General features: G+C 54.7%; 23 protein-coding genes, 3 tRNA genes and 1 pseudogene. 17 read left to right on the top strand and 10 right to left on the bottom strand.

Annotated features, from left to right (window positions below; genetic code table 11):
• Positions 1-49: 49 nt before the first annotated feature.
• On the bottom strand, positions 50-1,114 hold the full coding sequence (locus tag NAZ64_RS13570; RefSeq protein ID WP_000211207.1) for a GGDEF domain-containing protein: 1,065 nt from the start codon (positions 1,112-1,114) through the stop codon (positions 50-52).
• Positions 1,115-1,364: 250 nt separating this feature from the next.
• Between NAZ64_RS13570 and NAZ64_RS13565 the strand changes: the two genes are divergently transcribed.
• Positions 1,365-1,601 (top strand): DUF1435 domain-containing protein, encoded by a 237-nt coding sequence (locus NAZ64_RS13565; RefSeq protein ID WP_000941879.1) that lies wholly within the window; start codon positions 1,365-1,367, stop codon positions 1,599-1,601.
• A 31-nt stretch (positions 1,602-1,632) separates the two neighbouring features.
• Here the strand turns inward: NAZ64_RS13565 and NAZ64_RS13560 are convergent.
• The 4 genes from NAZ64_RS13560 to rsmC all read right to left on the bottom strand — a co-directional run bounded on the left by NAZ64_RS13560 (position 1,633) and on the right by rsmC (position 3,170).
• Positions 1,633-1,719 (bottom strand) — tRNA-Leu (locus NAZ64_RS13560).
• A 31-nt stretch (positions 1,720-1,750) separates the two neighbouring features.
• Positions 1,751-1,837 (bottom strand) — tRNA-Leu (locus NAZ64_RS13555).
• A 27-nt stretch (positions 1,838-1,864) separates the two neighbouring features.
• A tRNA-Leu gene (locus tag NAZ64_RS13550) sits at positions 1,865-1,951 on the bottom strand.
• A gap of 190 nt (positions 1,952-2,141) precedes the next feature.
• Complete coding sequence (gene rsmC / locus NAZ64_RS13545) at positions 2,142-3,170, bottom strand: 16S rRNA (guanine(1207)-N(2))-methyltransferase RsmC (protein WP_220569431.1); 1,029 nt, start codon at positions 3,168-3,170, stop codon at positions 2,142-2,144.
• A gap of 102 nt (positions 3,171-3,272) precedes the next feature.
• On the opposite strand from rsmC, the gene NAZ64_RS13540 reads away from it, so the two are divergent.
• From NAZ64_RS13540 to NAZ64_RS13505, 8 genes are all read left to right on the top strand, one after another.
• Positions 3,273-3,710, top strand: coding sequence for a DNA polymerase III subunit psi (locus tag NAZ64_RS13540; RefSeq protein ID WP_000204003.1), 438 nt, complete (start codon positions 3,273-3,275; stop codon positions 3,708-3,710).
• Positions 3,655-4,101, top strand: coding sequence for a ribosomal protein S18-alanine N-acetyltransferase (rimI, locus tag NAZ64_RS13535; RefSeq protein WP_001092435.1), 447 nt, complete (start codon positions 3,655-3,657; stop codon positions 4,099-4,101). The genes NAZ64_RS13540 and rimI overlap by 56 nt, the downstream gene beginning before the upstream one ends.
• A 21-nt stretch (positions 4,102-4,122) precedes the next feature.
• Positions 4,123-4,800: a pyrimidine 5'-nucleotidase gene (yjjG, locus tag NAZ64_RS13530; RefSeq protein ID WP_000870686.1), complete on the top strand. Its 678-nt coding sequence runs from the start codon at positions 4,123-4,125 to the stop codon at positions 4,798-4,800.
• 91 nt (positions 4,801-4,891) lie between these two features.
• On the top strand, positions 4,892-6,481 hold the full coding sequence (gene prfC / locus NAZ64_RS13525) for a peptide chain release factor 3 (RefSeq protein ID WP_000175965.1): 1,590 nt from the start codon (positions 4,892-4,894) through the stop codon (positions 6,479-6,481).
• 401 nt (positions 6,482-6,882) lie between these two features.
• A complete protein-coding gene (gene osmY, locus NAZ64_RS13520; RefSeq protein WP_000178963.1) occupies positions 6,883-7,500 on the top strand; it encodes a molecular chaperone OsmY in 618 nt (205 codons plus the stop codon).
• 118 nt (positions 7,501-7,618) lie between these two features.
• On the top strand, positions 7,619-7,780 hold the full coding sequence (locus tag NAZ64_RS13515; RefSeq protein WP_000490276.1) for a DUF1328 domain-containing protein: 162 nt from the start codon (positions 7,619-7,621) through the stop codon (positions 7,778-7,780).
• Positions 7,781-7,903: 123 nt separating this feature from the next.
• Entirely contained in the window at positions 7,904-8,977 is a 1,074-nt protein-coding gene (locus NAZ64_RS13510) for a patatin-like phospholipase family protein (protein ID WP_131046708.1), read from the top strand.
• Positions 8,974-9,747, top strand: a complete 774-nt coding sequence (locus NAZ64_RS13505) for a metal-dependent hydrolase (RefSeq protein WP_000119005.1) — start codon at positions 8,974-8,976, stop codon at positions 9,745-9,747. The genes NAZ64_RS13510 and NAZ64_RS13505 overlap by 4 nt, the downstream gene beginning before the upstream one ends.
• A gap of 32 nt (positions 9,748-9,779) precedes the next feature.
• On the opposite strand, the gene NAZ64_RS13500 is transcribed toward NAZ64_RS13505, so the two are convergent.
• Complete coding sequence (locus tag NAZ64_RS13500) at positions 9,780-10,643, bottom strand: YjjW family glycine radical enzyme activase (RefSeq protein ID WP_023232169.1); 864 nt, start codon at positions 10,641-10,643, stop codon at positions 9,780-9,782.
• Positions 10,615-12,165 carry a YjjI family glycine radical enzyme gene (locus NAZ64_RS13495; protein WP_001111671.1) on the bottom strand — a complete coding sequence of 517 codons (1,551 nt, stop codon included), beginning with the start codon at positions 12,163-12,165 and terminating at the stop codon, positions 10,615-10,617. The genes NAZ64_RS13500 and NAZ64_RS13495 overlap by 29 nt, the downstream gene beginning before the upstream one ends.
• Before the next feature lie 259 nt (positions 12,166-12,424).
• On the opposite strand from NAZ64_RS13495, the gene deoC reads away from it, so the two are divergent.
• The 5 genes and pseudogenes from deoC (at position 12,425) to yjjJ (ending at position 18,277) form a co-directional block, all read left to right on the top strand.
• The gene (gene deoC, locus NAZ64_RS13490) at positions 12,425-13,204 is read left to right on the top strand and encodes a deoxyribose-phosphate aldolase (RefSeq protein WP_001519713.1); all 780 of its coding nucleotides are present in this window, start codon (positions 12,425-12,427) and stop codon (positions 13,202-13,204) included.
• A gap of 123 nt (positions 13,205-13,327) precedes the next feature.
• Entirely contained in the window at positions 13,328-14,650 is a 1,323-nt protein-coding gene (gene deoA / locus NAZ64_RS13485) for a thymidine phosphorylase (protein WP_001647417.1), read from the top strand.
• Between the two features lie 51 nt (positions 14,651-14,701).
• Entirely contained in the window at positions 14,702-15,925 is a 1,224-nt protein-coding gene (gene deoB, locus NAZ64_RS13480) for a phosphopentomutase (protein ID WP_000816459.1), read from the top strand.
• 135 nt (positions 15,926-16,060) lie between these two features.
• On the top strand, positions 16,061-16,780 hold the full coding sequence (gene deoD / locus NAZ64_RS13475) for a purine-nucleoside phosphorylase (RefSeq protein ID WP_076936333.1): 720 nt from the start codon (positions 16,061-16,063) through the stop codon (positions 16,778-16,780).
• A 178-nt stretch (positions 16,781-16,958) separates the two neighbouring features.
• Positions 16,959-18,277, top strand: a pseudogene (gene yjjJ, locus NAZ64_RS13470) (type II toxin-antitoxin system HipA family toxin YjjJ).
• A 4-nt stretch (positions 18,278-18,281) separates the two neighbouring features.
• Here the strand turns inward: yjjJ and lplA are convergent.
• Positions 18,282-19,298, bottom strand: coding sequence for a lipoate--protein ligase (gene lplA / locus NAZ64_RS13465; RefSeq protein ID WP_000209758.1), 1,017 nt, complete (start codon positions 19,296-19,298; stop codon positions 18,282-18,284).
• Positions 19,299-19,331: 33 nt separating this feature from the next.
• Positions 19,332-19,976 carry a YtjB family periplasmic protein gene (locus tag NAZ64_RS13460; RefSeq protein WP_023139888.1) on the bottom strand — a complete coding sequence of 215 codons (645 nt, stop codon included), beginning with the start codon at positions 19,974-19,976 and terminating at the stop codon, positions 19,332-19,334.
• A 116-nt stretch (positions 19,977-20,092) separates the two neighbouring features.
• Here NAZ64_RS13460 and serB point away from each other — a divergent pair, with 116 nt between their 5' ends.
• The 3 genes from serB (at position 20,093) to nadR (ending at position 23,910) form a co-directional block, all read left to right on the top strand.
• Positions 20,093-21,061: a phosphoserine phosphatase gene (gene serB, locus NAZ64_RS13455; RefSeq protein WP_076936337.1), complete on the top strand. Its 969-nt coding sequence runs from the start codon at positions 20,093-20,095 to the stop codon at positions 21,059-21,061.
• Positions 21,062-21,144: 83 nt separating this feature from the next.
• On the top strand, positions 21,145-22,527 hold the full coding sequence (gene radA / locus NAZ64_RS13450; RefSeq protein ID WP_001029710.1) for a DNA repair protein RadA: 1,383 nt from the start codon (positions 21,145-21,147) through the stop codon (positions 22,525-22,527).
• Between the two features lie 150 nt (positions 22,528-22,677).
• Complete coding sequence (gene nadR / locus NAZ64_RS13445; protein WP_000093829.1) at positions 22,678-23,910, top strand: multifunctional transcriptional regulator/nicotinamide-nucleotide adenylyltransferase/ribosylnicotinamide kinase NadR; 1,233 nt, start codon at positions 22,678-22,680, stop codon at positions 23,908-23,910.
• A 117-nt stretch (positions 23,911-24,027) separates the two neighbouring features.
• On the opposite strand, the gene ettA is transcribed toward nadR, so the two are convergent.
• Positions 24,028-25,695: an energy-dependent translational throttle protein EttA gene (gene ettA / locus NAZ64_RS13440; protein WP_000046770.1), complete on the bottom strand. Its 1,668-nt coding sequence runs from the start codon at positions 25,693-25,695 to the stop codon at positions 24,028-24,030.
• Between the last annotated feature and the right edge of the window lie 24 nt (positions 25,696-25,719).

Genomic DNA, 25,719 nt, shown 5'->3' with positions numbered 1-25,719 from the left:
GCGGTTTATGGTTAACGCTGTTGGCGTAGCACGATTACGCCAGCAGGATTCATAGGGCGCGCATGTCGTCGCTGACCAGAATGTGGTTACGTCCAAGATGCTTGGCTTCGTAGAGCGCTTTATCCGCTTTTTCGATAGCGTCTCCGATATTGCGATCCGTCAGGGGCGCAATGCCGATACTGACAGTGACATTGGTGGCGACGCTTTCGTTAAACATATGCGGGATTTTAAGATCGTATACTTCCTGTCGGATACGTTCTGCGGTAGCGCGGGCTTGCTGTGGTTCGGCGGTGGTCAGCAACACCAGAAATTCTTCCCCGCCAAAACGGCAGACGACATCGCGCGATCGCACGGCGTCCCGAATTGCCGCTGAGACGCGAATTAACGCCTGATCGCCCATCATATGACCGTAGTGATCGTTGTACGCTTTGAAATGATCGATATCCAATAGCAGGACGTAGTGTTCATGGCTGCCCGGCGCCTGTAACGTATCCAGCCGATTTTGCAGGCCACGGCGGTTATATAAGCCGGTTAATGGATCAAGCATACTCAGGCCATTGAGGGTTTCCCGCTCGGCCAGCAGCTTAAACATGAGCTGTTGGGCAAAATTATCGTAGCGTTTCTGGATAACATGTTGAATAGCGATTCCCACCATTGGCAGGGCCAGCAAATAGAGAATTCGCAAACCTTGTTCATTACCGTTCAGCCACAGGCAGACCGCGACTGGCGGTAGCGAATAGAGCGTAAACGCGACGATATTCGCGGCAAAGGCTATCGAGCCGATAAACAGAACGCTAAGCAGGGAAATCAGTAAAAAAGAGAAATCATAATGGCCTAACGCCGGATACTTTAGCGCAATATGCGCCGCCCATATTCCCCCAAAGAGTAGGGAGATAAAGGGGAGATTAATTCTTTTTTGCCCATATTTCCCATGCCATATCAACAGTAATACGCTCAGGACCACTATCCCTATCATTGGCGTGCAAAATACATTGATCTGATAAAGGGGGAAAACGAGAGTAAATAGCGCCGACACGGCGTTGAGAAACAAGAAAAGACGTAAAGAAAACTGATACTTCTTAATACGAAGCGACCGCCAGGATGGTGTTGTCATGGGTAATTGTCGTTATTTATCGGTGATATACACGGAATCGGGCGCCAACATGAAAATAACGTATGAGAAAAGGTCGCCTAAAGCGAGGTGTTGTTGTTTTTACGTTAACAGTCGGACAATTTATCACCTTACTGAATACGTGTCATCAACCGTTAAGTAAAACTCATCTCTTTAGCTTTCTCCCTGGCTGACAAATGAGAAAATATATCATATGATATTGGTTATCATTATCAATTCCAGAGGTGAAACCATGTTGCAGCGGACGTTAGGCAGCGGATGGGGCGTGTTATTGCCTGGAGTGATTATCGTTGGACTGGCGTTTATCGGCCTGTCAGCTTATGCGCTGAAGCTGTTGATTGTATCAGGATTGCTACTGTCTGCGTTGATGTTGTATCACAAACAATTACGGCATTTTGTATTGCTGCCATCGTGTATGGCGCTTATTGGCGGCATGATGTTGGCAATGATGAACTGGAATCAGGGATGAAAATGAAGAGACAAAGGAAGGATAAGATAATTGGTGCGAGGGGGGGGACTTGAACCCCCACGTCCGTAAGGACACTAACACCTGAAGCTAGCGCGTCTACCAATTCCGCCACCTTCGCACAGTTATCTTACTTTTTGATATCGCCTCGTTGGTGCGAGGGGGGGGACTTGAACCCCCACGTCCGTAAGAACACTAACACCTGAAGCTAGCGCGTCTACCAATTCCGCCACCTTCGCCCAGTGCGAGCAATATCAACGTGGTTTTGGTGCGAGGGGGGGGACTTGAACCCCCACGTCCGTAAGGACACTAACACCTGAAGCTAGCGCGTCTACCAATTCCGCCACCTTCGCATACCATCGATTCTTGAAAAGAATCACTACCACGGAGGCGCATTCTAGTGGTTTTCAGCTATTCGTCAATAGTTAATTGCATGGGACAGATTGATTGCTGCAAAAATGGGCGCGAGACGTAGGTTGGATAAGACGCCTGGCGTCGCCATCCGGCACATGCAACCAGATGGCGCTGCGCTTATCAGGCCAGCTATTTCTTCGCCTGACGGGTCATCACGGTACGATAAACCTTAAAGCGCCCGGTTTGCGCGATGACTTCATGGAAGCCAAAAGTCTCATCCAGAATCTTAGGATAGGGCAGAAAGGCGTTCGCCACGATGCGTAACTCTCCGCCGCTGTTCAGATGGCGCACTGCGCCACGAATGAGCGTTTGCGCCGCATCGAGGCTGGTTTGCATTCCGTCGTGGAACGGCGGGTTGGAGATGATCATGTCAAAACGTCCTTTGACTTCCGAAAAGACGTTGCTGGCGAATACCTCGCCTTCAAGGCCATTAGCGGCAAGCGTGGCGCGGCTGGCTTCCACCGCCGGAGCGCTGACGTCACACAGCGTCAGGCGCACTTTCGGAGAATGGCTGGCCAGCGCGGCGGAAAGCACGCCAGCGCCGCAGCCGACATCCAGCACTTTACCTTTGGTGTGCGGCGTCAGCGTAGATAGCAGCAGTTGGCTACCAACATCCAGTCCGTCGCGGCTGAATACGCCCGGCAACGTTTTGATGGTCAGCCCGTCGATGTTGTACGCGGCCCACCAGGATTCAAGACTAAACTGCGGCTGCTTTTCCAGACGACCATGGTAAAGGCCGCAACGTCGCGCGCTATCTACTTTGTTCAGCGGCGCATAGTCCGCCAGCATCGGTTCGGCGCTACGCACGCCGCTGCGGTTTTCCCCCACGACGAAAACATCGACGCCCGACGGCATCAGCGACAAAATATTCATCAACTGGAACTGCGCTTCGGGTTTATTTTTCGGCCAGTAGTAGATCAGCGTATCGCAGTCAGCGACATCGCTGGCTTGCGCGACCAGGCTAAAACGGACGTTATCGCCCATCTGGCGGCTTAACGCCTGCCAGTGGTGAAACTGTTGCGTATACGCGCGGCTGGCGGCGCATTCAAAGCGCGCGGGCAGGTCATCCTGCAAATCTCCGGCAAAAAGAATACGGCTTTGTTCGAAATCATCACTGTGGCGCAGCAAGACTTCACTTGCCGGGGTAAAAGCAGACATGGAATGCTCCTTAATTCAGACTGGCGGCGATTATAGTAGTTTGATGGCGGAGATTCGACAGATTTGCTATATTTGCGCCCCTGATTACAGGAGCGTTTCGCTATGACATCCCGACGAGACTGGCAGTTACAGCAACTGGGTATTACGCAGTGGGCGCTGCGACGTCCTGGCGCGCTACAAGGCGAGATTGCGATTTCCCTTCCCGCGCACGTTCGTCTGATCGTGGTTGCAGAGGAATTACCCGCGCTGAACGAGCCGCTAATGCGCGATATTTTACGCGCGTTGACCGTGAGTCCCGATCAGGTTTTATCCCTGGCGCCTGAGCGCGTCGCCATGCTGCCGCAGGGCAGCCGTTGTAATAGCTGGCGGTTAGGAACTGACGCGCCGCTCCAACTCGAAGGCGCTCAGGTCACGACGCCGGCGTTTAATGAACTCCGGGCAAACCCGGCGGCACGCGCCGCACTATGGCAACAAATCTGCGAACATGAACACGATTTCTATCCTCAGCACGACCGATCTCCCCGCAGCCTGGCAGATTGAGCAACGCGCTCATGCGTTTCCGTGGAGCGAAAAAACGTTTTTCGGCAACCAGGGCGAACGGTATCTCAACCTTAAGCTGACCGCTGATGACAGAATGGCCGCGTTTGCTATTACACAGGTGGTGCTGGACGAAGCGACGCTGTTCAATATTGCCGTCGATCCGGATTTTCAGCGTCGGGGGCTGGGGCGTATGCTGCTTGAGCATCTGATTGATGAACTGGAAAAACGTGGGGTTGTAACGCTATGGCTGGAGGTACGCGCCTCTAACGCTGCCGCCATCGCGCTGTATGAAAGTCTGGGGTTTAACGAGGCGACGATTCGCCGCAATTACTATCCCACGGCACAAGGGCATGAGGACGCCATCATCATGGCGTTACCGATAAGCATGTAATAACAGAGGCAAGGTGTAATGATGAAGTGGGACTGGATTTTCTTTGATGCCGATGAAACGCTGTTTACGTTTGATTCTTTCACCGGCTTACAGCGGATGTTCCTTGACTATAGCGTCACCTTTACCGCTGAGGATTTCCAGGATTACCAGGCCGTGAATAAGCCGCTATGGGTGGATTACCAGAACGGCGCGATTACCTCATTACAATTGCAGCACGCGCGTTTTCAAAGTTGGGCTGAACGGCTAAACGTTGCGCCGGGGCTGCTGAATGACGCTTTTATTAGTGCGATGGCGGAGATCTGTTCTCCTTTGCCGGGCGCCGTTTCGCTACTTAATGCGATTCGCGGGCAGGCTAAAATCGGTATTATTACTAACGGTTTTACCGCGCTACAACAAACTCGTCTGGAGCGCACCGGGCTGCGCGAGTATTTCGATCTGCTGGTGATTTCCGAGCAGGTTGGCGTCGCGAAGCCCGATCCGAAAATCTTTAACTACGCCCTGGAGCAGGCGGGGAACCCTGACCGCTCGCGCGTATTAATGGTTGGCGATACCGCGGAATCCGATATTCTTGGCGGCATTAACGCCGGACTGTCGACCTGCTGGCTTAACGCGCATCATCGCGAGCAGCCCGCGGGTATTCATCCAACCTGGACTGTGGCGTCATTAAGCGAACTGGAGCAGCTCCTGTGTAAACACTGATTGCCTCCCCCAGGTTGATGGGTAAAATAGCCGCATTTTTCGTATTCAACATGCGTGGTCAAACGCCGCGCTTACTCAAGAAGATTTGACTATGACGTTGTCTCCTTATTTGCAAGAGGTGGCCAAACGCCGCACTTTTGCCATTATTTCTCACCCGGACGCCGGTAAAACCACCATTACCGAAAAAGTGTTGCTGTTCGGACAGGCGATTCAGACCGCCGGTACGGTAAAAGGCCGTGGCTCCAGCCAACATGCAAAATCTGACTGGATGGAGATGGAAAAACAGCGTGGTATCTCCATCACCACCTCGGTGATGCAGTTCCCGTATCACGACTGTCTGGTGAACCTGCTGGATACTCCGGGGCACGAAGACTTCTCCGAAGATACCTACCGTACCCTGACGGCGGTGGACTGCTGTCTGATGGTGATCGACGCCGCAAAAGGCGTTGAAGACAGGACTCGTAAGCTGATGGAAGTTACCCGTCTGCGCGATACGCCGATCCTGACCTTTATGAACAAACTCGACCGTGACATCCGCGACCCGATGGAGCTGCTGGATGAAGTGGAAAATGAGCTGAAAATCGGCTGCGCGCCGATCACCTGGCCGATTGGCTGCGGCAAGCTGTTTAAGGGCGTTTATCACCTTTATAAAGATGAAACTTATCTGTATCAGACCGGTAAGGGCCACACCATTCAGGAAGTGCGCATCGTTAAAGGGCTGAATAACCCGGATCTGGACGCCGCCGTCGGTGAAGACCTGGCGCAGCAACTGCGCGACGAGCTGGAACTGGTGCAGGGCGCGTCTAACGAGTTTGATGAAGAGCTGTTCCTGGCAGGGGAAATTACCCCGGTATTTTTCGGTACCGCGCTGGGTAACTTTGGTGTTGACCATATGCTGGATGGTTTAGTGGCGTGGGCGCCCGCGCCGATGCCGCGTCAAACCGATACCCGCACGGTGGAAGCCTCAGAAGAGAAGTTCACCGGTTTTGTCTTTAAAATTCAGGCCAATATGGACCCGAAACACCGCGACCGCGTGGCGTTTATGCGCGTGGTTTCCGGTAAGTATGAGAAGGGCATGAAGCTACGCCAGGTCCGTACCGGCAAAGATGTGGTGATTTCCGACGCGTTAACATTTATGGCGGGCGATCGTTCGCACGTTGAAGAAGCGTACCCGGGCGATATTTTGGGTCTGCATAACCACGGCACCATTCAGATCGGCGATACCTTCACCCAGGGCGAGATGATGAAGTTTACCGGTATCCCGAACTTTGCGCCGGAACTGTTCCGTCGTATTCGCCTGAAAGATCCGCTCAAGCAGAAGCAGCTACTGAAAGGGCTGGTGCAGCTTTCTGAAGAGGGGGCGGTTCAGGTATTCCGTCCCATCTCCAACAACGATCTGATTGTCGGCGCCGTGGGTGTTTTGCAGTTTGACGTTGTTGTCGCGCGCCTGAAAAGCGAATACAACGTTGAGGCGATTTATGAATCCGTCAACGTGGCGACGGCGCGCTGGGTGGAAAGCGCCGATGCGAAGAAATTCGAAGAGTTTAAGCGTAAGAATGAAACGCAGCTGGCGCTGGATGGCGGCGACAACCTCACCTATATCGCCCCCACGATGGTTAACCTGAACCTGACCCAGGAACGTTACCCTGACGTTCAGTTCCGTAAAACGCGCGAACACTGATCCCTTTCCGGGCGCGGCATCCGCCGCGCCTTCGTACTTTCCCTGCCTTTTTAACCGCTTACGGAATGTTCTTAAATCCCGCGTTTTTTCTCCGATCTGCCTGTTTTTTATACGCACCGACAAGCGATTTTAAAATTGTGATCTATATTTAACAAAGTGATGACATAAATGTCGGCTTTAATGCCTGTTCAATGCGTGAATATGAGAGCTTAAAGCTGAGATTTGTTTCAGTCACGATATTAATAACTGAAACGGAAGGGTGGCAGGCGACGCGTCGTTACAAATTCACGAATGTGATGCCAGTCATTGACTTCAGAAACCGGTGAGTTTCACCGCATTCAGCAATGCAACCTCGTGTTGCCTGAGCTCAAATTACGAGCAAACTATACAGGACAAAATCGATGACTATGACAAGACTGAAGATTTCTAAAACTCTGCTGGCCGTAATGTTGACCTCTGCTGTTGCGACAGGTTCTGCCTTTGCAGAAAACGCAACAACGGACAAGGCGCAAAGCGGAACCGAAACCGCAGGGCAAAAAGTCGATAGCTCTATGAATAAAGTCGGTAACTTCATGGATGACAGCGCCATCACTGCGAAAGTAAAAGCTGCGCTGGTAGACCATGACAATATTAAAAGCACCGATATTTCTGTCGAAACCAATCAGAAAGTCGTCACCCTGAGCGGCTTTGTAGAAAGCCAGGCGCAGGCTGAAGCCGCCGTGAAAGTGGCGAAAGGCGTAGAAGGCGTGACCTCCGTTAGCGACAAACTTCACGTTCGCGACAATAAAGAAGGTTCCGTGAAAGGTTATGCCGGCGATACGGCCACGACCAGTGAAGTCAAAGCCAAGTTGCTGGCGGACGATCTCGTCCCTTCCCGTAAAGTAAAAGTGGAAACGACCGATGGCGTCGTACAGCTCTCCGGTACCGTTGAAACTCAGGAACAAAGCGACCGCGCTGAAAGCATCGCGAAAGCCGTTGATGGCGTAAAAAGTGTTAAAAACGATCTGAAAGTTCAGTAATTCGTCCTCCCGACGTTTGTCGGGAGGCGTAATGTGCACCACACTAAAAATATCGCGAATGAGTAGCCTGAGCGCTCATATTTAGCGGTCGACATTAACTATGGTAAAGGAGAGGCTTATGTTTCGTTGGGGCATTATATTTCTGGTTATCGCGTTAATTGCCGCCGCATTGGGTTTTGGTGGACTGGCTGGTACGGCTGCCGGCGCGGCGAAAATCGTCTTCGTTGTCGGGATCGTGCTCTTCCTGGTCAGCCTGTTCATGGGCCGTAAACGACCCTAGCAGGCATCTGTAAAGATATATTGCTATCAAGCCAGTCCAGCGGACTGGCTTTTACGGTTTTAGCCGTTAACGTTTTGCGTTACCTTGTCAGCCTGGAAAAAAATGAAAAACAGGAAGGCAGAGGTGGGCCAGCGAATACCGGTTACGCTCGGCAATATTGCGCCGTTATCATTAACACCGTTCCGGCCAGGCCGTATGGCGCTGGTCTGCGAGGGCGGGGGGCAGCGGGGCATCTTTACCGCAGGCGTGCTGGATGAGTTTATGCGTGCGCAGTTTAATCCTTTCCATCTCTACTTCGGCACATCAGCCGGTGCGCAAAATCTCTCGGCGTATCTCTGCAACCAGCCCGGCTACGGGCGTAAAGTCATTATGCGCTATACCACCAGGCGCGAATTTTTTGATCCGCTGCGATTTGTACGCGGAGGAAACCTTATTGACCTCGACTGGCTGGTGGAGTCCACCGCCGCCCGAATGCCGCTGCAAATGGATACCGCAGCGCGCCTGTTCGACAGCGGAAAATCCTTTTATATGTGCGCCTGCCGGGGGGATGATTACACGCCGGGCTATTTCTCGCCGACAAAACAAAACTGGCTTGATATCATTCGCGCCTCCAGCGCCATACCGGGTTTCTACCGTACCGGTGTTACGTTAGAGGGCATCAACTATCTGGACGGTGGCATTAGCGACGCCATTCCGGTTCAGGAGGCGGCAAAGCGGGGGGCGAAAACCATTGTGGTGATCCGCACCGTACCCTCGCAAATGTATTACACGCCGCAGTGGTTTAAGCGTATGGAGCGCTGGCTGGGAGAGAGCAGTCTACAGCCGTTGGTCAACCTGGTGCAGCATCATGAAACGTCCTACAGCGCGATCCAACAATTTATTGAAAAGCCGCCGGGTAAGCTGCGGATCATTGAAATTTATCCGCCGAAACCGCTGCACAGCATGGCGCTGGGCAGCCGTATCCCGGCGCTGCGTGAGGATTACAAAACCGGGCAATTATGCGGGCGTTATTTCCTTGCCACCGTTGGTAAATTGCTCGCCGCAACGCCGCCTCTCTTGCGCCATACGTCGCGGATTGCCATGCCGGAAACGGTGGTCGTGCCTCCGGCGCCGGTGGCCAATGATACGCATGTGGCGGAGGTCATTAGCGCGCCGCAGGCAAACGACACCACATTTACCGACGAGGATCTGGCGTGAGCTGGCGCTTTATCGATACACACTGCCATTTTGATTTCCCGCCCTTTACGGGCGATGAGCGCGCCAGTATTCAGCGTGCCTGTGAGGCGGGCGTTGAAAAAATCATCGTGCCGGCGACCGAGGCGGCGCACTTTCCCCGCGTGCTGGCGCTGGCGGCGCGTTTCCCGTCGCTTTATGCTGCGCTGGGATTGCACCCCATTGTGATTGAGCGTCATGCCGATGACGATCCTGATAAGCTGCAACAGGCGCTGGCGCAACAACAGAACGTCGTGGCGGTAGGCGAGATCGGTCTCGATCTTTATCGCGACGATCCGCAGTTCGCCAGGCAAGAGCGATTTTTAGACGCGCAACTGCAACTGGCAAAACGCTACGATCTGCCGGTGATCCTGCACTCGCGGCGCACGCATGACAAACTGGCGATGCATTTAAAGCGCCAGGATCTGCCGCGAACCGGCGTGGTGCATGGTTTTGCCGGCAGTCTGCAACAGGCCGAACGCTTTGTGCGACTGGGCTATAAAATCGGCGTCGGCGGCACCATCACCTACCCGCGCGCCAGTAAAACCCGTGATGTTATGGCGCGGTTGCCGCTGGACGCGCTGTTGCTGGAGACCGATGCGCCGGATATGCCGCTAAAGGGGTTTCAGGGGCAGCCGAATCGCCCGGAGCAGGCGGCGCGCGTATTTGATGCGCTCTGCGAATTACGTCCGGAGCCCGCAGAGGTGATAGCCGATACGCTGTATCGCAATACCATTACCTTGTTTCGGCTCTGAGGGCATCGCAGCCGCCATCCGGCAGGTGACGCTTACAAATATAGCGCCGGCAAAATCAGCTTCGCCACCCCACGCGCGCGCAATCCGTCAGCCAGCCGTTCCACCTCTTGCGGCGTCGCGCCTGGCCAGGCTTTCGCTTCGCCATAGACGCCATGCGCATGAAAGGCATTCAGGCGCACCGGAACCTCGCCCAGCGAAGTAATAAACGCCGCCAGTGAATCGATATGCGCCGCATAGTCCACCTGACCCGGGATAACCAGCAACCGCAGCTCCGCCAGTTTTCCCCGCGCAGCAAGAAAGCGGATACTGTGCTTAATATGCGTGTTATCACGTCCGGTCAGACGGTGATGACACTCGCTCTTCCAGGCTTTCAGATCGAGCATTACGCCGTCGCAAACCGGCAGTAGTTTCTGCCAGCCGGTCTCGCTTAACTGACCATTACTGTCCACCAGACAGGTCAGCCGTTGTAACTGCGGATCGGCTTTGATCGCCGTAAATAGCGCCACAATAAACGGTAATTGCGTGGTCGCCTCTCCGCCGCTGACGGTAATACCTTCAATAAACAGCGATGCTTTACGAATATGACGCAGCACATCGTCAACGCTCATGGTTTGCGCCATTGGCGTTGCCCGCTGTGGGCACATTTTCAGGCAGGTATCGCACTGCTCGCAGACGTCCGACCGCCATACCACTTTCCCGCCATCAACGCTGAGGGCGTGATGCGGACACTGCGATACGCATTCCCCGCAGTCGTTACAGCGTCCCATCGTCCACGGGTTATGGCAATTCTTACAGCGCAAATTGCAGCCCTGTAAGAATAATGCCAGGCGGCTGCCTGGCCCATCGACGCAGGAAAACGCAATGATCTTACTGACTAAAGCGCATCTGTTGTTCATGGCTGACTACGCGTGGCTGTCGTTCCAGGATGCGGGTATTACGTGCGGCTTCTTCTCCCAGCCAGGTGGTATTCGTGCGCGAGCCTTCGGCGCGAAATTTCGCCAGATCCGACAGGCGCACCATATAACCGGTGACGCGCACCAGATCGTTGCCGCTGACATTGGCGGTAAATTCCCGCATCCCGGCTTTGAACGCGCCAAGACAAAGCTGAACCAGCGCCTGCGGATTACGCTTGATGGTTTCGTCCAGCGTCAGAATGTCGCTGATCCCGGCATGATAAAAGGCATGGTGCGGCGCGACGGTTTGCAAATGGGTGATAGGGTCCGGTTCATCGCCATACGGCAGACGTGCGCCCGGCGTAGTGCCAATATCGGAACTGATGCCAGACTGGGCATGGAGCAGCGCCCGTTGCTTCCAGCCATACTTCACTGGCGTATTTTCGACGAAATCCGCCAGTTGGGCGCTAATACGGTAGCCCAGCTCGTTCGCCGTTTCATTCTTGCCGTAACGGGCGTTTAGGCCCGCGTTTTCGCACAGCAGATTCACGGCTTCCGCCAGCCCGTACATACCGAACATCGGCGCAAAACGTTCGGGATCGATCAAACCTTCCTGTACAAGAAAGCTATTCTCAAAGAAATGTGACTTTTCATAGAGGAATTCACATCGTGAATTAATGATGGCGATCTGCTGTCGGCAGTAGTGCGGTAGCGTGCGTGAAAAGAAGTCATCGACAGACGTACTGCGTTCTGCCACGGCTTTCAGGTTGAGACGTACCAGCGTACTGCCGCCGCCGCCAAGCGGTAGCGAGTTATAACAACTGACGATGCCATAATGGCCTTTTGTGAAAATTTTATCATTTACAGGGCCATTGGAAATGTGTGGCTTACTACATTCGCAAATGTTTTTGGCGACCTCCAGCAGCAGATCGTCCGGCGTAATTTCCGCATCGTAGATAAACGTCAGGTTAGGCGCCACCTGCTTTAGCTCGGCATCAGCGCGCAAAATCGCTCGTGTGACAGGCGTATCGGCAGGGCCAATATTGGCATGCATAAAGGCGTCTGGCAGCGTTCTGTCGAGATAACGCCAGAAACGTTTTATTCGAATATCGATCGCATCTTGTGTTAGAATTCTAACATACGGTTGCAGCAACGCATCAAGCTGGCCGAGATAAACCGGCATGGACGTCACGGAAGGAACGTGATGATACAGAATGGTGAGTAGGGATAACGCATCATCCAGATCTTTCGCGCCTTCCAGTTCCAGCCACTGTGAACCGTTAGCCAGAAATCGGGCGTAATCGGGCAACACGTAGCGCGGTTTGAAGGGGGCGTGCCCCTCAAACATATCGCAAATGACGCCTTCATCCAGCGCCTGGCGGGCATCTTCCGGCAGGGGGGGATAAGGCAGGGCGTTTTCAGCTTCCAGCGCCAGAAAATGGCGTTTTTGTTCAGGCGTGAGCACCGGGCTGGTCACAATTTGCTGGCAACGCTGCTGGAGCGCAGTTTCGCATGAGGCAGGCATCTTCGTTTCCTCTTTATGCCGGGACGATGCGCTATTGTAGAAAATGGCGGCAAACCGACTTTGATCCTGATGCGCTTATCGCTCGAAGAACAGGCGGTGACGGCGGGATAATTTGATTCAGATCTCATTACAGTAATGCAAATTTGTACGTAGTTTTCATTAACTGTGATGTATATCGAAGTGTAAACGCGATTGAATGTTAGAATATTAACAGACTCGCAAGGTGAAATTTTATACGGCAATGCCGTTGGAGAATGTCATGACTGATTTAAAAGCAAGCAGCCTGCGTGCGCTCAAACTGATGGATCTGACCACTCTGAACGATGACGACACCAATGAAAAAGTGATCGCGTTGTGTCATCAGGCAAAAACCCCGGTCGGGAATACGGCGGCGATTTGTATTTACCCGCGTTTTATCCCGATTGCGCGTAAAACTCTGAAAGAACAAGGTACGCCGGACATCCGCATTGCAACGGTGACTAACTTCCCGCATGGCAATGATGACATCGATATTGCGCTGGCGGAAACCCGTGCGGCGATCGCCTACGGCGCTGACGAAGTGGACGTGGTATTCCCGTACCGCGCGTTGATCGCCGGTAACGAGCAGGTGGGTTTTGACCTGGTAAAAGCCTGTAAAGACGCTTGTGCCGCAGCGAACGTATTGCTGAAAGTGATCATTGAAACCGGCGAGCTGAAAGAAGAGGCGCTGATTCGTAAAGCCTCTGAAATCTCCATCAAAGCCGGTGCGGATTTCATCAAAACCTCTACCGGTAAAGTGCCGGTAAACGCTACGCCGGAAAGCGCGCGCATCATGATGGAAGTGATCCGCGACATGGGCGTTTCCAAAACCGTTGGCTTCAAACCGGCGGGCGGCGTACGTACGGCGGAAGACGCGCAGAAATTCCTCGCGATTGCAGACGAACTGTTTGGCGCTGACTGGGCAGATTCTCGTCACTACCGCTTTGGCGCATCCAGCCTGCTGGCAAGCCTGCTGAAAGCGCTGGGTCACGGCGACGGTAAGAGCGCCAGCAGCTACTAAGCTCTGATTTGCCGGATGGCGTTGCGCTTATCCGGCCTACAAATCCAGGCCTGTAGGCCGGATAAGGCGTTAGCCGCCATCCGGCGATGTAAGCCTTCTACTCTTTTCCCTCAGGAGGGTACCGTGTTTCTCGCACAAGAAATTATTCGTAAAAAGCGTGATGGTCATGCGTTGAGTGACGAAGAAATTCGTTTCTTTATCAATGGTATTCGTGACAATACTATCTCTGAAGGGCAGATTGCCGCCCTGGCGATGACCATCTTCTTCCACGATATGACCATGCCGGAGCGTGTTTCGCTGACCATGGCGATGCGGGATTCCGGTACTGTCCTTGACTGGAAAAGCCTGAATCTCAATGGCCCGATTGTCGATAAGCATTCGACCGGCGGCGTAGGGGACGTGACGTCTCTGATGTTGGGGCCAATGGTAGCGGCCTGCGGCGGTTATGTGCCGATGATCTCCGGTCGCGGCCTCGGACATACCGGCGGTACGCTCGACAAACTGGAAGCGATCCCGGGCTTCGATATCTTCCCGGACGACAACCGTTTCCGCGAAATTATTCAAGACGTGGGTGTGGCGATTATTGGGCAAACCAGCTCGCTTGCACCGGCGGACAAACGTTTTTACGCCACCCGCGATATTACCGCGACGGTGGACTCTATTCCGCTGATCACTGGTTCCATCCTCGCCAAGAAACTGGCCGAAGGGCTGGATGCGCTGGTAATGGACGTCAAAGTCGGCAGCGGCGCGTTTATGCCAACCTATGAACTTTCTGAAGCCCTTGCTGAAGCGATTGTCGGCGTGGCAAACGGCGCGGGAGTTCGCACTACGGCGTTGTTAACCGATATGAATCAGGTGCTGGCTTCAAGCGCCGGTAACGCGGTGGAAGTGCGTGAAGCCGTGCAGTTCCTGACCGGTGAATACCGCAATCCGCGCTTGTTTGACGTCACTATGGCGCTATGTGTGGAGATGCTGATCTCCGGCCAGCTGGCGAAAGACGACGCCGAAGCGCGTGCCAAACTGCAGGCGGTGCTGGATAACGGTAAAGCGGCAGAAGTCTTTGGTCGTATGGTGGCCGCGCAGAAAGGGCCGAGCGATTTCGTTGAGAATTACGATAAATACCTGCCGACCGCCATGTTGAGCAAAGCGGTATATGCTGATACCGAAGGGTTTATCAGCGCAATGGATACGCGTGCGCTGGGGATGGCGGTCGTCTCGATGGGCGGCGGCCGTCGTCAGGCGTCTGACACCATTGATTACAGCGTTGGCTTTACCGACATGGCCCGTCTGGGCGACAGCATCGACGGGCAGCGCCCGCTGGCGGTGGTTCATGCCAAAGACGAAGCCAGTTGGCAGGAAGCGGCGAAGGCCGTCAAAGCGGCAATTATCCTTGACGATAAAGCGCCAGCAAGCACACCTTCGGTCTATCGCCGAATTACTGAATAGTTGTATACTGATCTGATCAATTATTTTTGAAGCACTAAGTACGGAGAAGATATGAAACGTGCATTTATTATGGTGCTGGACTCATTCGGCATCGGCGCTACTGAAGACGCGGATCGTTTTGGCGACGTAGGTTCCGACACTCTGGGCCACATCGCAGAAGCTTGCGCCAATGGCGAAGCTGACAATGGCCGTAAGGGCCCGTTGAATCTGCCTAACCTGACTCGTCTGGGTCTGGTGAAAGCGCATGAAGGCTCTACCGGTAAAATTGCCGCCGGCATGGACGGCAACGCGGACGTTATTGGCGCATACGCATGGGCGCACGAACTGTCCTCCGGCAAAGATACGCCGTCCGGCCACTGGGAAATCGCCGGCGTACCGGTGCTATTCGACTGGGGCTATTTCAGCGATCACGAAAACAGCTTCCCGCAGGAACTGCTGGATAAGCTGGTAAAACGCGCCAACCTGCCGGGCTATCTCGGTAACTGCCACTCTTCCGGCACCGTTATTCTGGACCAGCTCGGCGAAGAGCACATGAAAACCGGCAAGCCGATTTTCTACACCTCCGCTGACTCCGTGTTCCAGATTGCCTGCCACGAAGAGACCTTTGGCCTGGATAAACTCTACGAGCTGTGCGAAATCGCCCGTGAAGAGCTGACCGAAGGCGGCTACAACATTGGCCGCGTGATCGCGCGTCCGTTTATCGGCGACAAGGCCGGTAACTTCCAGCGTACCGGTAACCGTCACGACCTGGCCGTTGAACCGCCAGCGCCGACCGTGCTGCAGAAACTGGTCGATGAAAAACAGGGCCACGTGGTGTCCGTCGGTAAGATTGCCGACATCTACGCCAACTGCGGCATCACTAAGAAAGTGAAAGCGACCGGTCTGGACGCGCTGTTCGACGCGACCCTCAAAGAGATGAAAGAAGCGGGCGATAAAACCATCGTCTTCACTAACTTCGTCGACTTCGACTCTTCCTGGGGCCACCGTCGCGACATCGCGGGCTACGCCGCAGGTCTGGAGCTGTTTGACCGCCGTCTGCCGGAGCTGATGGAGCTGGTGGGTGAAGATGACATTCTGATCCTGACCGCTGACCACGGCTGTGACCCGAGCTGGACCGGTACTGACCATACCCGTGAGCACATTCCGGTGCTGATCTACGGTCCGAAAGTAAAACCGGGCTCTTTAGGTCACCGTGAAACCTTTGCGGATATCGGCCAGACGCTGGCGACCTACTTTGGCACTTCGCCGATGGACTACGGCAAAAACATGCTTTAAAACCGTGTTGCAATCTGTAAGCCTGATAAGGCACTGCCGCCATCAGGCGCTCGCTATGAATATATTGCCGGATGTCGCTACGCTTATCCGGCCAACGCCTGGTAAAGGTGTTTGATTAATTAAAAGGAAATAATAATGGCTACCCCACATATTAATGCAGAAATGGGCGATTTTGCTGACGTCGTTTTGATGCCGGGCGACCCGCTGCGTGCGAAATATATTGCGGAAACTTTCCTCGAAGACGTGCGTGAAGTGAACAACGTTCGCAGCATGTTAGGTTTCACCGGGACTTACAAAGGCCGTAAGATCTCCGTGATGGGCCACGGTATGGGTATCCCGTCCTGCTCTATCTACACCAAAGAGCTGATCACCGATTTCGGCGTGAAGAAAATCATTCGCGTCGGCTCCTGCGGCGCTGTGCGTATGGACGTCAAACTGCGCGACGTGGTGATCGGTATGGGGGCCTGCACTGACTCCAAAGTGAACCGTATCCGTTTTAAAGATCATGACTTCGCGGCTATCGCCGACTTCGACATGGTGCGTAACGCGGTTGACGCAGCAAAAGCGCTGGGCGTAGACACGCGCGTAGGCAATCTGTTCTCCGCAGACCTGTTCTATTCTCCGGACGGCGAAATATTCGACGTGATGGAAAAATACGGCATTCTGGGCATTGAGATGGAAGCGGCGGGTATCTACGGTGTAGCAGCTGAGTTTGGCGCGAAAGCGCTGACCATCTGCACCGTGTCCGACCACATCCGTACCCACGAGCAGACCACTGCCGCTGAGCGTCAGACGACCTTCAACGACATGATCAAAATCGCACTGGAATCCGTACTTCTGGGCGACCAGGAGTAAGCAGGAAATCGACCCGGACGAGGTGCGTCAAGGCCTGGTCCGGGTAATGCCAGCGTTATATCCACTCTCTTCTGATAATCTATTCATCTTTCCTCTCGCTCTTTCTTTGTTTGTGTTGACAATCAAAGGGCTGTGTCCTTAAATCCATTCAAGTATCTATTCGTTAATCTATTCATCTATGAGCACATTAACCGATTTTCTCTTACAGGGGCCGAGTTCCGCCGCTGAATTAAGATCATCGCTGGCCGTTAGTCAGGCGACGTTCTCTCGTCTGGTTTCCGCGCATCAGGACGTCATCCAGTTTGGTAAAGCTCGTGCTACGCGCTACGCGCTTGTTCGGCCTGTTCGCGGCGTCGCGGCCTTTCCCCTCTGGCAGGTCAATGCACAAGGACAGGCCGCTAAGTTTGGCGTTCTTTATCCGTGTTGGCCTCAGGGGAGTTGCCTGGTTGCGCTTGATACAGGTGAATGGCAATGGTTTGACAGCCTGCCATGGTATCTGACCGATCTTAGGCCACAAGGATTCCTTGGGCGAGCCTGGGGAAGGACCGTGGCTGGGTATGCGCATCTGCCTGATGACATCCGGTTGTGGCAAGAGGATGAAGTCCTGTATGCGCTGCGGGCGTATCAGGGTGAAAATGCGGGCGGCTGGATCGTGGGTGAGGAGAATTACCAGCGTTGGGTGACCGCGCCGGATGCGACGGCGATTACGCAGTCCGAAAAACTCAATCGCTATCAGCAACTGGCGGAAGACGCGCTCGCAGGTGAGGTCATCGGCTCTTCAGCTGGTGGTGAGCAGCCTAAATTTGCCTGTTTTGCAGAAACAAGATGGGGCAATCAGAACGTACTGGTGAAATTCAGCGCGCGTGAAAGGAACACCGTTTCTGAACGCTGGAGCGATCTCTTGATTGCCGAGTCCATCGCATTAGCCGTGCTTTCTGCCGCCAGCATTGACGCCAGTTCAGCCACGGCGATTTGCAGCGAGGGAGGACAGGTCTTTCTGGAAAGCATTCGCTTCGACTGCACTGGGATACGTGGTCGTCGGCAAATTGTTTCCCTGGAGGCGTTGCAAGGCGAGTATGCATCTTCGCCAGGCATCTGGCCGGTGGTCACGCATCGGCTTGCCGGATAGATGCTGTTGCCCATCAGCAAATTGAGAAAATTTGGGCGTTTGGTCGGCTTATCGCCAACAGCGATATGCATGCGGGTAACCTCTCGTTTTATTACTCCGATGCCCCGATGGCGCTCGCGCCTGTCTATGATATGTTGCCGATGGCTTACGCTCCGGCGGCATCGGGCATGTTGCGCTACGCGCCTGTCGACATTCGTGTGGAGGCCACAATCGATAAGAAAGCGTGGGAATTTGCCTTGCCGTTGGCCGAGCGCTTTTGGGTGCTGGTCGCTGATGATAAACGCATCAGCGCGGGCTTTCAGGAGATTGCCCGCGCGATGGTGGGAAAATTGAAGTTAGCCGCGCAGACCATCGGGCGGCTGGCGTAGACGCTTAGCGTACAGCTTGAGCCATCCACGCAGCCAGTTCCCGCAGCTCACCTTTCTGAGCCGGGAATTCAGCAATTAAAGATTCGCAGGCCTGCTCCAACACATCCACTCGATACTGGCAGCCTTGTAAACGCTCGCCTAAGGCTTCCAGCGGTGCCGGGTTCAGGCTATCGGTAAACGCCTGTGCGCGGGTAATCACACCTTTCTCGACGTCAAAATGCAGCTCGACGCCGCCCCAGGTGAAACGCTCGTCCAGCAGATGGCTGAACGCCGGTGCCTGGCCGAAATTCCACTCCCAACTGCTCTGGCGCGCAAAGGTTTCGGCAAAATTCGGTAGATCCGGCGTTTTATCCGGTGAGATCACTTCCGCGTCGACGCGTTCGCCGTAATGGGCGAAAAAGGCTTCCGTCACCGCCTGGCAGACCTGTTCATGAGTGATACCCGGTAATAGCTCGGTAAGATTGGCCACGCGGGAGCGAACGGAGGTGATTCCTTTCGCCGCAAGTTTCTTTTTATCGGGATTCAGATAGTTCGCCAGACGGCTGAGGTCGGCGTTCAACAGCAGCGTACCGTGATGGAAGCCGCGATCTTTGGTTTCGCGATAGGCTGAACCGGAGACTTTGCGATCGCCGTCCGGCGTTTTTACGACCAGATCGTTGCGTCCCGAAGCATCGGCCATGACCCCCAGTGAATTCAGCGCCGCGAGCACAATATGGGTGGAGATGGTTTTATCGTATTCCGGTTTACCGGCCATAAAGGTAAAACAGGTATTACCGAGGTCATGGAATACCGCACCGCCGCCGCTGCTACGGCGGGCCAGACGGACATTATCTTCTTCCATACGCCGCGTATTACACTCTTTCCACGGGTTTTGCGCGCGTCCAATGACCACCGTATCCGCGTTGCGCCACAGGAACAGCACGCGCTGGGTGGCGGGCATCTGGCGGAAAATGCACTCCTCGACCGCCAGGTTAAACCAGGGATCGTAAGAGTCAGAAATAAGCAGGCGTAATGTTGTCATGGTGGTTTTCCTTACCTTTATTAAGCCGTCATTTTACTCTTTTTCCTCACGCTCTTCCTCTTCCGGAACAGGCTTGCTGGCCGTTAACAGGAAGGGGGACTGCTGCCAGCGGGTGCGTTTACCTTGTAGCAAGGTGCGCGTCAGCACCACGCCTATCGCCAGCGAGAGTAGCAGCATCAGGCGTAGAATGTTGGTGGTGTTATCGACCTGCTTTGCTTCGGTGGCCAGCGTGTGGGTATCCAGCGTCAGACGCAGATAGCCCAATGGGCCGTTTTTGCCCTGGATAGGCTCGACAATTTGTTGGTTAAAATAGCTGCCCGCTTTTTTGCCATCCAGCGCCAGCCTGTCGCGCACGTTGACGCTTTCGCCAGCGCGAGTAATAAGATCGCCCTGTTCATCATAGACGCCGGCATCCAGAATACGGCTCTCTTGCGTGAGCTGACGCAGCACGGCGTTGATGCGATTTTCATCCGGTGTTTCGCTGCGCATCAGCGGGGCGATGTTGAGCGTCACCTGGTGCGCCAGCGTGCGGGCCAGCTCTTCCAGCTGCGGATTGCGCTGTCGCTGGTGGTTTTGACTAAACCAGGACGCGCCCTGCATAAGCGCGACGAGCAGTGTGAGACAGAACAATACAATGACTGCACGATGCAGCCGAAATTTCAGTTTTGCGCGAGCCATATTCCACCTGCTGAAAATTTGAGGCTTAATGTTGCCAGAAGCGATGGTTACAAGGTAGCCTCATGCGTTATTTTCCGCGGGGCGGTTACCGGCCTGAACGATTTACAGGAGCTTTAATGCCTAACATTACCTGGTGCGATCTGCCTGAAGATGTCTCTTTATGGCCTGGTTTGCCTCTTTCTTTAAGCGGCGACGAGGTGATGCCTCTGGATTACCATGCAGGCCGCAGCGGTTGGCTGCTGTATGGGCGCGGGCTGGATAAGCAGCGTTTAACTCAATATCAGACCAAACTGGGCGCCGCAATGGTGATTGTCGCCGCCTGGTGCGTGGAGGATTATCAGGTCATTCGTCTGGCGGGGTCGCTGACGCCGCGTGCGACGCGGCTGGCGCATGAGGCGCAGCTGGATGTCGCGCCGCTGGGTAAAATTCCGCATCTGCGCACGCCGGGGCTGCTGGTGATGGATATGGATTCCACGGCGATCCAAATTGAGTGTATCGATGAAATCGCGAAGCTGGCCGGTACCGGTGAGAAGGTGGCTGAAGTGACGGAGCGCGCGATGCGCGGCGAGCTTGATTTTACCGCCAGCCTGCGCAGCCGCGTGGCGACGCTGAAAGGCGCGGATGCCGATATTTTGCGCCAGGTGCGCGGGAATCTGCCGCTAATGCCAGGATTAACGCAGTTGGTGCTAAAACTGGAAGCGCTTGGCTGGAAAGTCGCCATCGCCTCCGGCGGCTTCACTTTCTTCGCCGACTATCTGCGTGACCAGCTACGCCTGACGGCGGCGGTCGCCAATGAGCTGGAGATCATGGACGGTAAATTTACCGGCCACGTTATCGGCGATATTGTGGATGCTGAGTATAAAGCCAATACCTTGCTTCGTCTGGCGCAAGAGCATGACATCCCGCTGGCGCAGACGGTGGCGATTGGCGACGGCGCTAACGATCTGCCAATGATCAAAGCGGCAGGGTTAGGTATTGCCTTCCATGCCAAGCCAAAAGTAAACGAAAAGACGGAGATTACGATCCGCCACGCTGACCTGATGGGCGTGTTTTGCATTCTCTCCGGCAGCATGAACCAGAAATGATTAACCTGCCCAATGGCAAGGCGACCGTAGGCCGGATAAGCGTCAGCGCCATCCGGCAACAGCGTTAACGAAAGAGGTAAAACGTGGCAAAAGCTCCAAAACGCGCCTTTGTTTGTAATGAATGCGGGGCCGATTACCCGCGCTGGCAGGGGCAATGCAGCGCCTGCCATGCCTGGAACACCATTACCGAGGTGCGCCTTGCCGCGTCGCCGACGGTGGCGCGTAACGAACGTCTGAGCGGATACGCCGGCAGTGCGGGCGTATCAAAAGTGCAGAAACTGTCTGACATCAGTCTTGAGGAACTGCCGCGCTTTTCTACCGGTTTTAAAGAGTTTGACCGCGTGCTGGGCGGCGGGGTGGTACCCGGCAGCGCCATTTTGATTGGCGGTAATCCCGGCGCGGGCAAATCAACGTTGCTGCTACAAACGCTGTGCAAGCTCGCCGAGCAGATGAAAACGCTGTACGTCACCGGCGAAGAATCGCTACAGCAGGTGGCGATGCGCGCGCATCGGCTTGGCCTGCCGACGGCGAATCTGAATATGCTGTCGGAAACCAGCATCGAACAAATTTGCCTGATTGCCGAAGAAGAACAGCCGAAGCTAATGGTGATCGACTCTATACAGGTGATGCATATGGCGGACATCCAGTCGTCGCCAGGCAGCGTCGCCCAGGTGCGCGAAACGGCAGCCTACCTGACGCGCTTCGCCAAAACGCGCGGCGTGGCGATCGTGATGGTCGGCCACGTCACCAAAGACGGGTCGCTGGCGGGGCCGAAAGTGCTGGAACACTGTATCGATTGCTCAGTATTGCTCGACGGCGACGCCGATTCTCGTTTCCGCACGCTGCGCAGCCACAAAAACCGCTTTGGCGCAGTCAATGAGCTGGGCGTCTTCGCCATGACCGAACAGGGGTTGCGCGAAGTGAGCAATCCGTCCGCCATCTTTTTAAGCCGCGGCGATGAGGTCACTTCCGGCAGTTCAGTGATGGTCGTCTGGGAAGGCACGCGACCGTTGCTGGTGGAGATTCAGGCGCTGGTCGATCACTCGATGATGGCGAACCCCAGACGCGTGGCGGTCGGTCTGGAACAAAACCGTCTGGCAATCCTGCTGGCGGTGCTGCACCGACACGGCGGTCTGCAAATGTCGGATCAGGACGTCTTCGTCAACGTGGTCGGCGGCGTGAAAGTCACCGAAACCAGCGCGGATCTGGCTTTACTGCTGGCGATGGTCTCCAGCCTGCGTGACAGGCCGTTGCCGCAGGATCTGGTGGTGTTTGGCGAAGTGGGGCTGGCAGGCGAGATTCGTCCGGTGCCGAGCGGGCAGGAGCGTATTTCCGAGGCGGCGAAACACGGTTTTCGTCGGGCGATTGTGCCTGCCGCCAACGTACCGAAAAAGCCGCCGGAAGGAATGCAGGTGTTCGGTGTTAAAAAGCTCGCAGATGCGTTAAGCGTGTTTGACGACTTATAATTCGCTGTATGCAGTGATGTTGTATAATTTGCCGGATGGCGACGCAATGCGTCTTATCCGGCCTACGGATTGGTACGGATTGATGTTGTAGGCCTGATAAGCGAAGCGCCATCAGGCAGTGTTATGCGATTTTTCCAGCAGGAGGCTCTTGTGTCATCGTTCGACTATCTCAAAACCGCGATTAAGCAGCAAGGTTGCACTCTGCAACAGGTGGCTGACGCCAGCGGTATGACCAAGGGGTATCTGAGTCAGTTACTTAACGCCAAAATCAAAAGCCCCAGCGCGCAAAAACTGGAGGCGCTACACCGTTTTCTCGGGCTGGAGTTTCCCCGCCGGCAGAAAAACATTGGCGTGGTGTTCGGTAAATTTTATCCATTGCATACCGGACACATCTACTTGATCCAGCGCGCCTGTAGCCAGGTGGATGAGTTGCACATCATTATGGGTTATGACGATACGCGCGACCGTGGGCTGTTTGAGGATAGCGCCATGTCGCAGCAGCCCACCGTGTCGGATCGCCTGCGCTGGTTATTGCAAACCTTCAAATACCAAAAAAATATTCGCATCCACGCCTTTAATGAAGAGGGGATGGAGCCTTATCCGCATGGCTGGGACGTCTGGAGCAACGGCATTAAAGCGTTTATGGCAGAGAAGGGAATACAGCCGAGCTGGATCTACACTTCCGAAGAGGCTGATGCGCCGCAGTACCTGGAGCATTTAGGGATTGAGACGGTACTGGTCGATCCTGAACGTACGTTTATGAATATCAGCGGGGCGCAAATCCGCGAAAATCCGTTTCGTTACTGGGAATATATTCCTACCGAAGTGAAGCCGTTTTTCGTGCGTACCGTCGCGATTCTGGGCGGGGAATCAAGCGGCAAGTCTACGCTGGTCAATAAGCTCGCCAATATTTTTAATACCACCAGCGCCTGGGAATATGGCCGCGACTATGTCTTTTCGCATCTGGGCGGCGATGAGATGGCGTTACAGTATTCCGACTACGATAAAATCGCGCTGGGTCATGCACAATATATTGATTTTGCAGTGAAATATGCGAATAAAGTGGCATTTATCGATACCGATTTCGTCACCACTCAGGCATTTTGCAAAAAATACGAAGGGCGCGAGCATCCCTTTGTCCAGGCGCTGATCGACGAGTATCGCTTCGACCTGGTGATTTTGCTGGAGAATAATACGCCGTGGGTAGCTGACGGACTGCGAAGCCTGGGCAGTTCAGTGGATCGCAAAGCGTTCCAGAACCTGCTGGTCGAGATGCTGAAAGAGAACAACATTGAGTTCGTTCACGTTAAAGAGGCTGATTACGATGGCCGCTTTTTGCGCTGTGTGGAACTGGTGAAAGAGATGATGGGCGAGCAGGGATAAGAACCAATGCCTGATGCGACGCTGACCGCGTCTTATCAGGCCTACAGTTTCACAACGTACTGGAATCGCTGGGTTTGTAGGCCGGGTAAGCGCAAGCGCCACCCGGCATTCAGACGTTTACTTGGCAATACGCTTGTACTTGATACGCTTCGGCTCCAGCGCCTCGGCGCCCAGCGTGCGTTTCTTGTACTCTTCGTATTCGGTAAAGTTACCTTCGAAGAATTCCACCTTACCTTCATCCTGATAATCCAGAATGTGGGTGGCGATACGGTCAAGGAACCAACGATCGTGCGAGATAACCATCGCGCAGCCAGGGAACTCCAGCAGGGCGTTTTCCAGCGCGCGCAGGGTTTCGATATCCAGGTCGTTCGTCGGTTCGTCGAGCAGCAGGACGTTGCCGCCCACCTGCAGCAGCTTCGCCAGATGCAAACGACCGCGCTCACCGCCGGACAGTTCGCCAACGCGTTTGCCCTGATCGACGCCTTTGAAGTTGAAGCGGCCTACATAGGCGCGGCTTGGCATTTCGGTATTGCCGATCTTCATGATATCCAGCCCGCCGGACACTTCTTCCCAGACGGTTTTGCTGTTGTCCATCGCGTCGCGGAACTGATCGACCGAGGCCAGCTTGACGGTTTCACCCAGCGTAATGGTGCCGCTATCAGGTTGCTCCTGACCGGACATCATGCGGAACAGGGTCGATTTACCCGCGCCGTTTGGCCCGATGATCCCGACGATAGCGCCTTTCGGTACCGAGAAGCTCAGGTCGTCGATCAGTACGCGGTCGCCGTAGGATTTACGCAGGTTGCTGACTTCAATGACTTTGTCGCCCAGACGCGGTCCTGGTGGAATAAACAGTTCGTTGGTTTCGTTACGTTTCTGATACTCAACGCTGTTCAGTTCTTCAAAGCGAGCCAGACGCGCCTTACCTTTCGACTGACGGCCTTTCGCGCCCTGACGCACCCACTCCAGCTCTTTCTCAATGGATTTACGGCGCGCCGCTTCGGCAGACGCTTCCTGCGCCAGACGCTGATCTTTCTGCTCCAGCCAGGAGGAGTAGTTGCCTTCCCACGGAATACCTTCGCCGCGGTCAAGTTCCAGAATCCAACCGGCGACGTTATCGAGGAAGTAACGGTCGTGGGTAATCGCCACGACGGTGCCTTCGAAGTCGTGCAGGAAACGTTCCAGCCACGCAACAGATTCGGCATCCAGGTGGTTGGTGGGTTCGTCGAGCAGCAGCATGTCCGGCTTTTCCAGCAACAGACGGCACAGCGCCACGCGACGGCGCTCGCCGCCGGACAGTTTTTCGACTTTGGCATCCCAGTCCGGCAGACGCAGAGCGTCAGCAGCGCGCTCAAGCTGCACGTTCAGGTTATGACCGTCGTGCGCCTGGATAATCTCTTCAAGCCGGCCCTGCTCTGCGGCCAGCTTGTCGAAGTCGGCATCCGGATCGGCATACAGCGCGTACACTTCATCCAGACGTTTGAGGGCGTTAACCACTTCCGAAACGGCCTCTTCAATCGACTCGCGTACCGTATGTTCCGGGTTTAGCTGAGGTTCCTGCGGCAGGTAGCCAATCTTAATGCCGGGCTGCGGGCGCGCTTCGCCCTCGATATCTTTATCGAGACCCGCCATGATGCGCAGCAGGGTAGACTTACCGGCGCCGTTAAGGCCCAGCACGCCGATTTTGGCGCCAGGGAAGAAGCTCAGCGAGATGTTTTTCAGAATATGACGTTTCGGCGGAACCACTTTGCCGACACGATGCATGGTATAAACGAATTGAGCCACGTTGGACTTCGCCTCTATGTTTAT

Source organism: Salmonella sp. A1325, assembly GCF_056991255.1.
This window is presented reverse-complemented; position numbering and strand designations above follow the sequence as displayed.